Origin of the sequence: Polaromonas jejuensis NBRC 106434 (assembly GCF_001598235.1) — a bacterium.
Taxonomy (GTDB): Bacteria; Pseudomonadota; Gammaproteobacteria; order Burkholderiales; family Burkholderiaceae_C; genus Polaromonas; species Polaromonas jejuensis.
Genome location: NZ_BCYO01000011.1, coordinates 62,195 through 74,544, shown reverse-complemented (window position 1 = coordinate 74,544; position 12,350 = coordinate 62,195). Strand labels below are relative to the sequence as shown.

Sequence of the window (12,350 nt, the reverse complement as noted above, 5' to 3'; positions counted from 1 at the left end):
TTCAAGATTTCTTGAGGGAAGCCAATGATTTTAAGGCTTGAGTTAAAAGTGCCACTTTGTGGCTATGTAGCAACAAATGATAAAGAATCTTGAATCTCTGTCAGACGAAGTCGCTAGCGTCTTTGATGCCCCATGAGGCTATGGCACAATTGATGTAACGCTTTGAGTGATGGTCACTTACGGCGTGTAAATTACTAATCGCAGCAAGTCTGCGGCTTTTCTCTAGAGGAGAACCATGAAGAAACTCAACAAAGTGGCAATGTTGTTTGCTTCCGCAGCGCTTGTTACCGCCGCTGGTGCACAAACTATCGACAACTGGAAAAACGGCAGCAATGAGTTGGTCTGGAAAAACGGTACCAATGAATTGTGCTGGCGCGATGCCAACTGGACGCCTGCTACCGCAGCTCCAGGTTGCGATGGTGCAATTGCTCCTGTCGTAGCAGCTCCTGCTCCTGCCGCCGCCGCTCCTGCAGCCGCCGCTCCAGCGCCTGCCCCAGTTGCTCCTCCTGCCGCAACCAAAGTTACCTACGCTGCTGACGCTTTCTTTGACTTCGACAAGTCCGTGATCAAGCCAGAAGGCAAAGCCAAGCTGGACGATCTGGTTGGCAAGATCAAGGACATCAACCTGGAAGTGATCATTGCCGTGGGTCATACCGATTCCGTCGGTAGCGATTCCTACAACCAGAAGTTGTCGGTTCGCCGCTCGGAAGCCGTCAAGGCTTATCTGGTGTCCAAGGGCATCGAGAAAAACCGCGTTTACACCGAAGGCAAGGGCAAGAAGCAGCCTGTTGCTGACAACAAGACCGCTGAAGGCCGTGCGAAAAACCGTCGCGTGGAAATCGAAGTGGTTGGTACCCGCGCCAACAAGTAATCCTCTCGGGATCGCTTAAAAACCGCGCCTTGGCGCGGTTTTTTTATGCCCGAACGATAATTGCTCTCATGTCTACGACCGATAACTTCGACCCCGCCGAACTGGCGAAATTTTCTGATCTCGCCCATCGATGGTGGGATACGGAAAGCGAATTCCGTCCCTTGCACCAGATCAACCCGCTTAGGCTCGGCTGGATAGACAGCCTGGCGCCATTAAGCGGAAAGCGGGTGCTGGATGTGGGGTGTGGCGGCGGCATTCTGGCCGACTCCATGGCTCGCAAAGGCGCCGATGTCTTGGGCATCGATCTGGCTACAAAGGCCCTGAAGGTCGCCCAGCTTCACGCGCTTGAAGCTTGCACTGAAGGCGTTCAGTACCGGGAAGTGAGTGCCGAGGCGCTGGCTGTCGAGCAGCCCGGCAGTTTTGATGTGGTCACTTGCATGGAAATGCTGGAGCATGTGCCTGACCCCTCTTCAGTCGTCAAAGCCTGCGCTGCGCTGGTCAAGCCTGGTGGATATGTTTTCTTTTCCACCATCAACCGCAACGCCAAAGCCTTTCTGTTTGCCATCGTTGGGGCGGAATACGTTCTTAATATGCTGCCCCGCGGCACCCATGAATACGCCAAATTGATCAGACCGAGCGAGCTGGCGGCATACTGCCGCGCTGCGGGCCTGAATCTGCAGCTGACCCGGGGGATGGAATATAACCCGCTGACGCGCCACTATTGGCTCAGCGCCGACACCAGCGTGAATTACCTGCTCGCTACCCAGAAGTACTGAGACGACTGAATACCTTATTTCCGCTTTTGCCGCTTTCCACTATGTTCAAAAACATCGACGCCGTGTTGTTCGACCTCGACGGCACCCTGATCGACAGTGCCCCCGACCTGGGTGCGGCGGCCGACAAGATGCGTACCGATCGCGGTCTGTCGTCGCTTCCCTTGTGGCACTACCGACCCATGGCCGGTGCCGGCGCCCGCGGAATGATTGCTGTGGCCTTTGGCTTGACACCCGACGATGCCGACTTTGGTGCGCTGAAAGAAGAGTTTTTTTCCAATTACGAAGCCCGCATGACCGAGCAAACCTATGTGTTTGACGGCGTGGCGGACCTGATAGCCCGGATTGATCAGGCCGGTCTCAAGTGGGGCGTGGTGACCAATAAATCCGCCCGCTTCACGGTGCCGCTGACCAGGGCCATGGCCTTGTTCAGTACCGCCCGGACGATCGTCAGTGGGGATACGACGCCGCACGCCAAACCGCATCCTGCCCCTTTGCTGGAGGCTGCGCGCCAACTCGAGCTGGCGCCAGGGCGATGCGTTTACGTGGGGGATGATGAGCGGGACATTGTTGCCGGGCGCGCTGCCGGCATGCCTACGGTGGCGGCTGCCTACGGCTATCTGGGCGCGACGGCCGATACCCGGGACTGGAAGGCGGATGCCACTATTGTTTCTCCGGCATCACTCTTGAATTTGCTGCAGATGGCTTAAACTATCGGGTATGGGGCTGCATTGGTTTCGACGTGGGTTCGGACGCGATGTGGTGCATGTCGAGCTTAGTGTGCTCGTAAAACTGACTAAAACAAACTAACTGCAAACGACGAACGTTTCGCACTCGCTGCTTAATTGCCAGTGAGCTTTACAACAGCAGGCCGATAGGCTGGGCAAGGGGTCTTTAGCGCAAGTTAGGGGCTCCCGGCTGTAAAGATAATTTTATCGGCTGGCTCCGGGCTGGGTACCTTAACCCGGGGCGAGAAAATAGGGTGCTGGCGTCCTGTGTAGCGTGCGACTGCGCGACACAGGTGGCGAGACTTAAAACAGACCGCTAAACATGTAGATCTGCTCGAAAAAGGCTTGCGGACGGGGGTTCAAATCCCCCCAGCTCCACCATAAAAGACCATCACCGCCAATGAAAGACCATTGGCGGTGATTCGGTTAAACCGCCTCAAATTGGCGTTTATTGGCGTTCGTTTCGCACGTGAATCGCACGCAAATTCAGTTATTCCCGACAACCCGCCGCTGCACCTTCGGCTTCTGGTAGTCCTGCGGAATGAATTCCCCGTAAATTTTAAAAACCATCTGCACATCGACGTGGCCGAGTTGCCGCGCCACGTGCCAGGGATTGGTGCCGGCCTTTAGCAGGGCGGTGGCGAAGGTGTGCCGCACCTGATACGGATCGCGAATCCCCTGGTAGCGGATCGTTTTATCGGCACTCGCCATGTTGATCATTTGATCCGCTCGTAAAGCCGTAATGCGGAGCGCTTGCTCCATGCATTGCGCCTTTACGTTTTTTTTACGGCCGGTGGGCAAATCTCATCCCCGTTTTTACGCGCCAAAACCTACGCTTCTTCCATCGTTGTTACGTTGGAGAAGGTTCATGGATATTCCCTTTGTCTTGGGTGGCGCCCTGCTGTGGGGCCTGATGGTCTTGCTGGTCTGGGGCTTTCAAAAGCTCGAAAAACCGGAAGGAGGCCGTTCATGATCAGCCTCGAAGTTTTGTATGGCTTCGGTGGCGTTTGCGCCGTCATGCTGCTGGCCTACCTGGTCTATGCGCTGATCTGCGCCGAGGAGTTTTGATGAACGCCGCGCAGAACCGCTTCAAGCAAGCTCAGCCTTGCAGGCCGCCATGCTGCAGGACGCCGCATTTCTGCATGCCGTCCCAGCCTGCGCAGGCAGGCTCGGAGCCGCGGCACTCAGCCCCCTTGGGGGCAGCGTAGCGGCCTTGGCCGCAAGCGTGGGGGCCTTATGACCAACTCCTCGTGGGGCCTGTTGGCTCTCTACCTCGGCATTTTGGGCGTCGCCGCCTGGCCGCTGGGCATCTGGCTGGCACGCCTTTGTTCCGGCCAGTTGCCGGGCTGGATGTTGCGCGTTGAGGCGCCGCTGTACCGCCTGGCAGGCACCTATGCCGAGGAATCCATGCACTGGTCGCACTACGCGCTGGCTTTGCTGGCCTTCAATGCGCTCGGCATGGTGGCTGTTTACGCGCTGCAGCGGCTGCAGGTGTGGCTGCCGCTCAACCCGGCCGGCATGACGGCCGTGTCGCCGGACTCGGCTTTCAACACCGCCATCAGTTTTGTGACCAACACCGACTGGCAGGGCTACACCCCCGAGTCCACCATGAGCTATCTCACGCAGATGCTGGCGCTGTCGGTGCAGAACTTTTTCTCTGCGGCGACGGCCATTGCCGTTGTGTTTGCGCTGTTTCGCGGGTTTGCCGCAGGCTCCAGCCGCGTGATCGGCAATTTCTGGGTGGACGTCACGCGCATCACGGCCTGGCTGCTGGTGCCGCTGTCGCTGGTGTTTGCCGTGTTCCTGGTGGGGCAGGGCGTGATCCAGAATTTCGATGCTTATAAAGACGTGAGCACACTGGAGGTCACCAACTACCAGCAGCCTAAAAACGGCCCCGACGGCCAGGCGCTGAAAGACGACAAGGGCAACCCGGTCATGGAAGACGCCAGGACCGACAAGCAGACGCTGGCCATGGGCCCGGTCGCGTCGCAGGAAGCCATCAAGATGCTGGGCACCAACGGCGGCGGTTTCTTCAATGCCAACTCGGCCCACCCGTACGAAAACCCGACGGCGCTGAGCAATTTCTTCCAGATGCTGTCCATCTTTTTGATCCCGGCCGCGCTGTGCTTTGCATTCGGCCGTGCGGTGGGCGACATGCGCCAGGGCTGGGCCGTGCTGGCCGCCATGACCGTGATGTTTGTCATTGCCGTCGTGGCCATCATTCCGGCCGAGCAGGCGGGCAACCCCTTGCTGGCGCCGCTGGGCGTTGACCAGGCGCAAAGCGCGCTGCAATCCGGCGGCAACATGGAGGGCAAGGAACTGCGCTACGGCATCAATGCCTCCAGCCTGTTTGCCGTGATCACGACCGCCGCCTCCTGCGGTGCCGTGAATGCCATGCACGACTCCTTCACGCCGCTGGGCGGCATGGTGCCCCTGGTGATGATGCAGCTCGGTGAAGTCGTGTTCGGCGGCGTCGGCAGCGGCCTCTACGGCATGCTGATTTTTGCCATCCTGGCGGTGTTCATCGCCGGCCTGATGATTGGCCGCACACCCGAGTACCTGGGCAAGAAGATCGAGTCGCATGAGATGAAGCTGACTTCGATCGCCATTCTGGTCACGCCCATCCTGGTGCTGGCCGGCGCGGCGTTTGCCGTGCTCGCGGGCGCCGGCAAGGCGGGGATTGCCAATCCTGGTGCGCACGGGTTTTCCGAAGTCCTTTATGCGCTGACCTCGGCGGGCAACAACAACGGCAGCGCCTTTGCGGGCCTGTCTGCCAACACGCCGTTCTACAACACCCTGCTGGGCGCCGTCATGTGGCTGGGCCGCTTCGGGGTGATCGTGCCGGTGCTGGCCATTGCAGGTAGCCTGGCCGCCAAAAAACGCCTGCCCGTGACCGCGGGCACCATGCCTACCCATGGCCCGCTGTTCGTGACGCTGCTGATCGGCACCGTGCTGCTGGTGGGCCTGCTCAATTACGTGCCGGCCCTCGCCCTGGGACCCATGGTCGAGCACCTGATGCTGTGGCCAGCCCATTAAGCCGCAAGGCAAAAGAGTCATGACTATGAATACCCAAAAATCTTCCGCATTGCAGGACACTGCGTCGCTCAAGCCGGCTGTCGCGGATCCCGTGACCAGGCAGAGCTTGCGCAAGTCTTTCGTGTTGCTGGATCCTGTGCTGCTCAAACCGGCCATCGTGGCGTCATTTGCCAAGCTGAGTCCGCGCGTGCAATGGCGCAACCCGGTGATGTTTGTTGTCTATATCGGCAGCATCCTGACAACCTTGCTGGGTCTGCAGGCCTTGCAGGGCAAGGGTGAAGCGCCGGCGGGCTTTATCTTTGCCGTGGCGATATGGCTCTGGTTCACCGTGCTGTTCGCCAACTTCGCCGAAGCGCTGGCGGAGGGCCGCAGCAAGGCGCAGGCCGCCTCGCTGCGCGGCTTGAAAAAGAGCGCCTGGGCCAAGAAGCTCAAGGAACCCCATCGCGGCGAGCGTTTTGCCGCCGGGCCGCCCCAAGGCAAAACAGCCCCCTCGGGGGGCAGCGCAGCACACGCAGTGGCAAGCGTGGGGGCCAACAGGTCCTGGTTGCCGGAGCAGGCTGAAAACTTGCGCAAGGGCGATGTGGTGCTGATCGAGGCCGGCGACACGGTTCCGCTGGATGGCGAAGTGATCGAAGGCGTCGCCTCGGTCGATGAGAGCGCCATCACAGGCGAATCGGCCCCCGTCGTGCGCGAGTCGGGCGGCGACTTCTCGGCGGTGACCGGCGGCACGCGCGTGCTGTCCGACTGGCTGGTGGCGCGCATCACGGTCAATCCGGGCGAGTCCTTTCTGGACCGCATGATCAGCATGGTCGAGGGCGCCAAGCGCCAGAAGACGCCGAATGAAATTGCGCTGACCATTTTGCTGGTGGCCCTGACCATCGTGTTCCTGGTCGTGACCGTCACGCTGCTGCCGTATTCGATTTTCAGCGTGGAGGCCGTGAAGGCCGGCACGGCGGTGAGCATGACCGCGCTGGTGGCCCTGCTGGTGTGCCTGATTCCCACCACCATAGGCGGCCTGCTGTCGGCCATAGGCGTGGCGGGCATGAGCCGCATGATGCAGGCCAACGTGATCGCCACCTCGGGCCGGGCGGTCGAAGCGGCCGGCGATGTGGACGTGCTGCTGCTCGACAAGACCGGCACCATCACGCTCGGCAATCGCCAGGCCTCGGCCTTCCTGCCCGCGTTGGGCGTGAAGGAGAGCGAACTCGCCGACACCGCGCAACTCGCGTCGCTGGCCGACGAGACGCCCGAGGGCCGCAGCATCGTCGTGCTCGCCAAGCAGAAGTTCAACCTGCGCGAGCGCGACCTGCAAAGCCTGGGCGCGCACTTCGTTCACTTCTCGGCGCAAACGCGCATGAGCGGCGTGGACATCGTCAAGGGTGGCGAAGCCGAGTTGGGCGACGGCGGCGTGGCCACGGCGGTCGAGGTGCGCCAGGTGCGCAAGGGCGCGGCCGACGCGATCCGCAAGCATGTCGAATCGCTGGGCGGCAGCTTCCCGCCGGCAGTGCAGCTGACCGTCGACAGCGTCGCGCGCCGCGGCAGTACGCCGCTGGTGGTCAGCGACGCGACCCGCGTGCTCGGCGTGATCGAGCTCAAGGACATCGTCAAGGGCGGCATCAAGGAACGCTTTGGCGAGTTGCGCCGCATGGGCATCAAGACCGTCATGATCACCGGCGACAACAAGCTGACGGCCGCCGCCATCGCCGCCGAGGCCGGCGTCGACGACTTCCTGGCCGAGGCCACGCCTGAAGACAAGCTCAAGCTGATTCGCCAGTACCAGGCCGAAGGCCGGCTGGTGGCCATGACCGGCGATGGCACCAACGATGCACCCGCATTGGCGCAGGCCGATGTGGCGGTGGCGATGAACAGCGGCACCCAAGCCGCCAGGGAAGCCGGCAACATGGTCGATCTCGATTCCAACCCGACCAAGCTGCTCGAAGTGGTGGAAACCGGCAAGGCCTTGCTGATGACGCGCGGCTCGCTCACCACCTTCTCGATTGCCAACGACGTGGCCAAGTACTTCGCCATCATTCCGGCGATTTTCGTGACCACCTATCCGCAGCTGGCGGCCCTCAACGTGATGCGCCTGGGCAGTCCTTCGTCGGCCATTTTGTCGGCCGTGATTTTCAACGCGTTGATCATCATGTTCCTGATTCCGCTGGCGCTCAAGGGCGTGAAGTACCGGGCCGTGGGTGCTGCCGCGCTGCTGCGCCGCAACCTGTTGATTTACGGCCTGGGCGGGCTGCTTGTGCCGTTCATCGGCATCAAGGCCATCGATCTGTTGCTGGTGGCCATGAACTTCGTTTAAGGAACATCCATGAAAAACATTCTTCGTCCCGTACTGGTGCTATTTGTCGTGCTGACCCTCATTACCGGCGTGGCCTATCCGCTTGTCGTCACGGGTGTGGCCCAGGCCTTGTTTCCGGACCAGGCGGCCGGCGGCCTGATCCTGCGCGATGGCAAGCCGGTGGGCGCCAGCCTGATCGGGCAAAACTTCAGCGATCCCAAACACTTCTGGGGCCGGCCGTCGGCCACCGGGCCCATGCCTTACAACGCCGCAGCGTCCAGCGGCTCCAATCTGGGCCCGCTGAACCCCGCGTTGGTCGATGCTGTCAAGGGCCGTGTGGAAGCCTTGCGGGCAGCCGATCCGGGCAACACGGCGCCGGTGCCCGTCGACCTGGTCACGGCCTCGGCGAGCGGGCTGGATCCGCATATCAGCCCGGCCGCCGCCCGCTACCAGGCCGCCCGCGTGGCCAAGGCGCGTGGACTGGCTCCTGAAAAAGTGCTGGCGCTCGTCGAGCAGCAAACCGAAAAGCCCCTGGCCGGTTTCCTGGGCGAGTCACGGGTCAATGTGCTCAAGCTCAATCTGGCGCTGGAGACGCTTCGCTAAGAGGTCCGCCATGGCTTATGCCGCTTACTGCGAATCGTTTGGCGCCATCGTTCCCGCTGCTCCGTCGCCTGCCCGCCTGAAATGGAGGGTGCTCGATGTGACGGTTCAAAGCCTGCACGCCTTGCTGGTGCGCCGTGCGCTGGTCAACTGCCCCGGCACCGGCATCCTTCGTTGTATTCCCCGGCAGGAGGAGCACCTGGTCCGGCTGGAGATCCGGCTGCCGGCGCACAGGGCGGACGAGGTGATGCACCGCATCATGACTTGTGTGCCGGATGGCGAGATCGGCCACCTGACATTGTGGCGATGCCACCTGCAGCGGCATGGGCTGACCCATGAACCTGGACTCTGACCTGCTGCGCGCCCTGTGCGCGCTGGCCATGCTGGGCTTGCCGTTTGGTGTGGCCTGGTGGATCGCGGGCCGCGATGTGAAGCCCAAGCGGCGCCGGGGCGACGAGCCCACCCTGGATGACCCGAAAGAAGCTACCCCGGTGGTACCCTTTAGGCGCGACCTTTGAAAGACCGATAACAATGACACGGCATGGCTAGTTTTCCCGACTCACGGCCCGACCCGGACCAGCTTCTTGAGCAGCTCCGGGGCGAGGCGGAGCGCGCACGCCGCGGCAAGCTGCGCATTTACTTTGGTGCCTGCGCCGGTGTCGGCAAAACCTTTGCCATGCTCAGCGCGGCCCAGCGCGAGCGCCAGGACGGGCGCCAGGCGCTGGTCGGGATTGTCGAGACCCATGGGCGCGGCGAAACCGAAGAGCTGCTGGCGGGCCTGGAGCGGTTGCCGCTGCGCGATGTTCCCTACCGGGGCCGGACTCTCAAGGAGTTTGATCTGGACGCGGCGCTGCTGCGCAAGCCGCAAGTGCTGCTGGTCGACGAACTGGCGCACAGCAATGTAGAAGGCTCGCGCCATGCCAAGCGCTGGCAGGATGTGCAGGAGTTGCTGGAGGCGGGCATTGATGTCTGGTCGACGCTCAATGTGCAGCATCTTGAAAGCCTCAACGGCGTCGTAGGCGCCATCACGGGTATTCGCATTCATGAAACGGTGCCCGACACCGTGATTGATGGCGCCGAAGAAATCATCCTGGTCGATGTGACGCCCGACGAGCTGCTCAGCCGGCTGAAGGCCGGCAAGGTGTATGTGCCCCAGCAGGCCGAGCGGGCCGCGCAGAATTTTTTCCGCAAGGGCAACCTGATTGCCCTGCGCGAGATTGCGCTGCGGCGCACCGCCGAGCATGTGGAAGACGACGTGCGCAGCTACCGGGTGGAAAAATCCATTGCCCCGGTCTGGAACACCGAAGGCGCCATTTTGGCCTGCATCGGTCCGCGCGAAGGCGCCGAGCAGACCGTGCGCATGGCCGCGCGGCTGGCCGGCCAGCTCAATGTGCGCTGGCATGCGGCCTACGTGGAAACGCCGCGGCTGCAGCGCCTTGGCGTGGCCGAGCGCGACAGGATCCTGGCGGTGATCAAGCTGGCCGAGGAATTGGGGGCCGCTGCCGCCGTGCTGACCGGCAGCGATGCCGCCGCCGAACTGGTAGCGCAGGCGCAGCGGCTCAACTGCGCCACGCTGGTGGTCGGGCGCCCGCAGCTCGCGGGTTGGTCGGTTCTGTGGAGCGCCCGCACCATGACGCGTCGGCTGGCCACGTTGGCGCCCACGCTGGACATTGTGGAAGTGGGCCAGGCCAACAGCGCGCGGCGGCTGGCGCGCGCCGTGCAGCGTGCGTCCGACGAGGAGGACGCCCCGGCATGGCGTGGCAGCCTGCCGCGCTATGCCTGGGCTGTCGTGGCCAGCGCGCTGGTCACTGTGCTGGCTTTGCCGCTGCTCCGGTTTTTCGATCTCGCCAACATTGTCATGCTGTTCCTGCTTGCGACGGTGCTGGTGGCGGTGAAGTTCGGGCGCGGTCCGGCCGCGCTGGCGGCCTTTTTCAATGTGGCTGCCTTTGACTATTTTTTTGTCCCTCCGCGCATGTCGTTTGCCGTGAGTGATGTGCAGTATTTACTGACCTTTGCCGTCATGCTGGTGGTGGGTTTGCTGACCGGGCAGCTCACGGCGGGCCTGCGCTTTCAGGCGCGCATTTCGTCCAGCCGGGAGCGCCGCGCGCAACTGCTGTTCGAGCTCACCCGCGACCTGTCGGCTGCGCTCTTGAGTTCGCAGGTCTGCGAGCTGGGCGAGGCGGCGGTGCGGCGCAATTTCGGCGGCCAGGCGCTGGTGTTGGCGACCAATGCCGATGACCAGCTGGTGGTGCCTGCCGCGGATGTGCCGCCTGACTTCGATGCCAGCGTGGCCGACTGGGCGTTTCGCAACGAGCAGGCGGCGGGCCTGGCCACCGCCACCCTGTCGGCGCAGACCTGGCATTACGTGCCGCTCAAGGCGCCGATGCGGGTGCGCGGCGTGCTGGCGCTCAAGCCGGCCCAGCCGCGCTGGCTGCTGATCCCGGAACAGTTGCAGCAGCTGGACACGCTGGCCCGGCAAGTCGCGATTGCGCTGGAGCGCGTGCATTACGTCGAGGTGGCGCAGCAGGCGCTGGTGGAGATGGAGTCCGAAAAGCTGCGCAATGTGCTGCTGGCGGCCATTTCGCACGATGTGCGCACGCCGCTGACGGCGCTGATCGGCCTGGCCGATGCGCTTCAGCGAGGCGCGCCGCCACTGAGCGGCGAACAGGCCCAGGCCGCCCGCGCCATCGGCGACGAAGCGCGCCACCTGAGTGCGCTGGTGAACAACCTGCTGGACATGGCGCGGCTGCAAAGCGGTGCCGTCAACCTCAAAAGCGACTGGCAGTCGGTGGAGGAAATTGTCGGCTCGGCGATTCGCCAGGCCCGGCCTGCGCTGGCCGGCAAGCCCGTCAAGACCTCGCTGCCGGCTGATCTGCCGCTGGTGGAATTTGACGCGGTGCTGATGGAGCGGGTGCTGGTCAACCTGCTGGAGAACGCGGCCAAGTACGGCGGCAAAGAGAAAGAGGGTGGAGAGTGCGATGCGCCCATTGAGGTCAGTGCGCACGTGACGGATGGGGAGCTGGTGTTGACCGTGCGCGACCATGGGCCGGGCCTGCCCGCCGCGCTGCGGGGCCGCGAACACGCGCTGTTCGACAAGTTCACGCGGGGCGAAACCGAGTCGGCCACACCGGGCGTTGGGCTGGGCCTGGCCATTTGCAAGGCGGTGGTGGATGCGCACCACGGGCAGATCACCGCCACGAATGTCACTGGTGGGGCCGCGGGCGGTGGTGCAGAATTCACCGTGAGCCTGCCGCGTCGCCCGCCACCGCAGGATCTGCCTGAAGCCGCCTGAAATCGTCCGAATCCGGAACCCCTGAACCCATGTCCCACCCCATGCCCGTTGTTGTTGTGATTGAAGACGAGCCGCAGATCCGCCGTTTCGTGCGCACCGCGCTCGAAGGCGAGGGCTGGCAGGTGCATGAGGCCGATACGGCAAAAAAAGGCCTGATCGAAGCGGGCACCCGAAAGCCCGACCTGCTGGTGCTTGATCTGGGCCTGCCCGATGGCGACGGGCTCGATGTGATCCGCGATCTGCGCGGCTGGTCTGGCGTGCCCATCATCGTGCTGTCGGCGCGTGCGGATGAAACCGACAAGATCGCCGCGCTCGACGCCGGCGCCGACGACTACCTCACCAAGCCGTTTGGCGTGGGGGAATTGCTGGCCAGGGTGCGCGCCAACCTGCGCCGGCCGCGCAACACACCGGGCGACGGAACGCCAGAGACTTCGGCCGAGGCCCATCCCGTCTTTCACTTTGGCGACATCGAAGTGGACCGCCAGGCCCGCATCGTGCGCCGCAGCGGCGCCGAAGTTCACCTGACCCCGATCGAATACCGACTGTTGACGGTGCTGATTGCCAACGTGGGCCGGGTGCTCACGCACCGTCAGCTGCTGCGCGAGGTCTGGGGCCCATCGTACGCGGACCAGAGCCATTACCTGCGGATTTACATGGGCCACCTGCGCCAAAAACTGGAAGCAGACCCGACCCAGCCCAGGCATTTTCTGACCGAAACGGCGGTGGGCTACCGGCTGCTTCGTGAGCCCTGAATATCTGGACA

At 62.9% G+C, this 12,350-nt stretch carries 12 protein-coding genes and 1 other RNA gene; 12 read left to right on the top strand and 1 reads right to left on the bottom strand.

Annotated features, from left to right (window positions below; all coding sequences use genetic code 11):
• The first annotated feature begins 235 nt into the window (after positions 1-235).
• The 4 genes from ompA (at position 236) to ssrA (ending at position 2,753) form a co-directional block, all read left to right on the top strand.
• The gene (gene ompA, locus PJE01S_RS14115) at positions 236-871 is read left to right on the top strand and encodes an outer membrane protein OmpA (protein ID WP_068834270.1); all 636 of its coding nucleotides are present in this window, start codon (positions 236-238) and stop codon (positions 869-871) included.
• Between the two features lie 68 nt (positions 872-939).
• On the top strand, positions 940-1,647 hold the full coding sequence (gene ubiG / locus PJE01S_RS14110) for a bifunctional 2-polyprenyl-6-hydroxyphenol methylase/3-demethylubiquinol 3-O-methyltransferase UbiG (RefSeq protein ID WP_068834269.1): 708 nt from the start codon (positions 940-942) through the stop codon (positions 1,645-1,647).
• A 41-nt stretch (positions 1,648-1,688) separates the two neighbouring features.
• On the top strand, positions 1,689-2,354 hold the full coding sequence (locus PJE01S_RS14105; protein ID WP_068834268.1) for an HAD-IA family hydrolase: 666 nt from the start codon (positions 1,689-1,691) through the stop codon (positions 2,352-2,354).
• A 12-nt stretch (positions 2,355-2,366) separates the two neighbouring features.
• Positions 2,367-2,753: a transfer-messenger RNA gene (ssrA, locus tag PJE01S_RS14100) on the top strand.
• Positions 2,754-2,858: 105 nt separating this feature from the next.
• On the opposite strand, the gene PJE01S_RS14095 is transcribed toward ssrA, so the two are convergent.
• Positions 2,859-3,134: a tyrosine-type recombinase/integrase gene (locus PJE01S_RS14095; protein WP_068834267.1), complete on the bottom strand. Its 276-nt coding sequence runs from the start codon at positions 3,132-3,134 to the stop codon at positions 2,859-2,861.
• A 207-nt stretch (positions 3,135-3,341) separates the two neighbouring features.
• On the opposite strand from PJE01S_RS14095, the gene kdpF reads away from it, so the two are divergent.
• The 8 genes from kdpF to kdpE all read left to right on the top strand — a co-directional run bounded on the left by kdpF (position 3,342) and on the right by kdpE (position 12,339).
• Positions 3,342-3,440 carry a K(+)-transporting ATPase subunit F gene (gene kdpF, locus PJE01S_RS14090; RefSeq protein ID WP_068834266.1) on the top strand — a complete coding sequence of 33 codons (99 nt, stop codon included), beginning with the start codon at positions 3,342-3,344 and terminating at the stop codon, positions 3,438-3,440.
• 168 nt (positions 3,441-3,608) lie between these two features.
• The gene (gene kdpA, locus PJE01S_RS14085; protein ID WP_068834265.1) at positions 3,609-5,408 is read left to right on the top strand and encodes a potassium-transporting ATPase subunit KdpA; all 1,800 of its coding nucleotides are present in this window, start codon (positions 3,609-3,611) and stop codon (positions 5,406-5,408) included.
• 25 nt (positions 5,409-5,433) lie between these two features.
• Positions 5,434-7,716 (top strand): potassium-transporting ATPase subunit KdpB, encoded by a 2,283-nt coding sequence (gene kdpB / locus PJE01S_RS14080; RefSeq protein WP_084389546.1) that lies wholly within the window; start codon positions 5,434-5,436, stop codon positions 7,714-7,716.
• Positions 7,717-7,725: 9 nt separating this feature from the next.
• Complete coding sequence (gene kdpC, locus PJE01S_RS14075; RefSeq protein ID WP_068834264.1) at positions 7,726-8,298, top strand: potassium-transporting ATPase subunit KdpC; 573 nt, start codon at positions 7,726-7,728, stop codon at positions 8,296-8,298.
• 10 nt (positions 8,299-8,308) lie between these two features.
• On the top strand, positions 8,309-8,647 hold the full coding sequence (locus PJE01S_RS14070) for a hypothetical protein (protein WP_068834263.1): 339 nt from the start codon (positions 8,309-8,311) through the stop codon (positions 8,645-8,647).
• Positions 8,631-8,813, top strand: coding sequence for a hypothetical protein (locus PJE01S_RS14065; protein ID WP_068834262.1), 183 nt, complete (start codon positions 8,631-8,633; stop codon positions 8,811-8,813). The genes PJE01S_RS14070 and PJE01S_RS14065 overlap by 17 nt, the downstream gene beginning before the upstream one ends.
• Before the next feature lie 23 nt (positions 8,814-8,836).
• Entirely contained in the window at positions 8,837-11,587 is a 2,751-nt protein-coding gene (locus PJE01S_RS14060) for a DUF4118 domain-containing protein (RefSeq protein ID WP_068834261.1), read from the top strand.
• Between the two features lie 29 nt (positions 11,588-11,616).
• Positions 11,617-12,339, top strand: coding sequence for a two-component system response regulator KdpE (kdpE, locus tag PJE01S_RS14055; protein ID WP_068834260.1), 723 nt, complete (start codon positions 11,617-11,619; stop codon positions 12,337-12,339).
• The last annotated feature ends 11 nt before the right edge of the window (positions 12,340-12,350 follow it).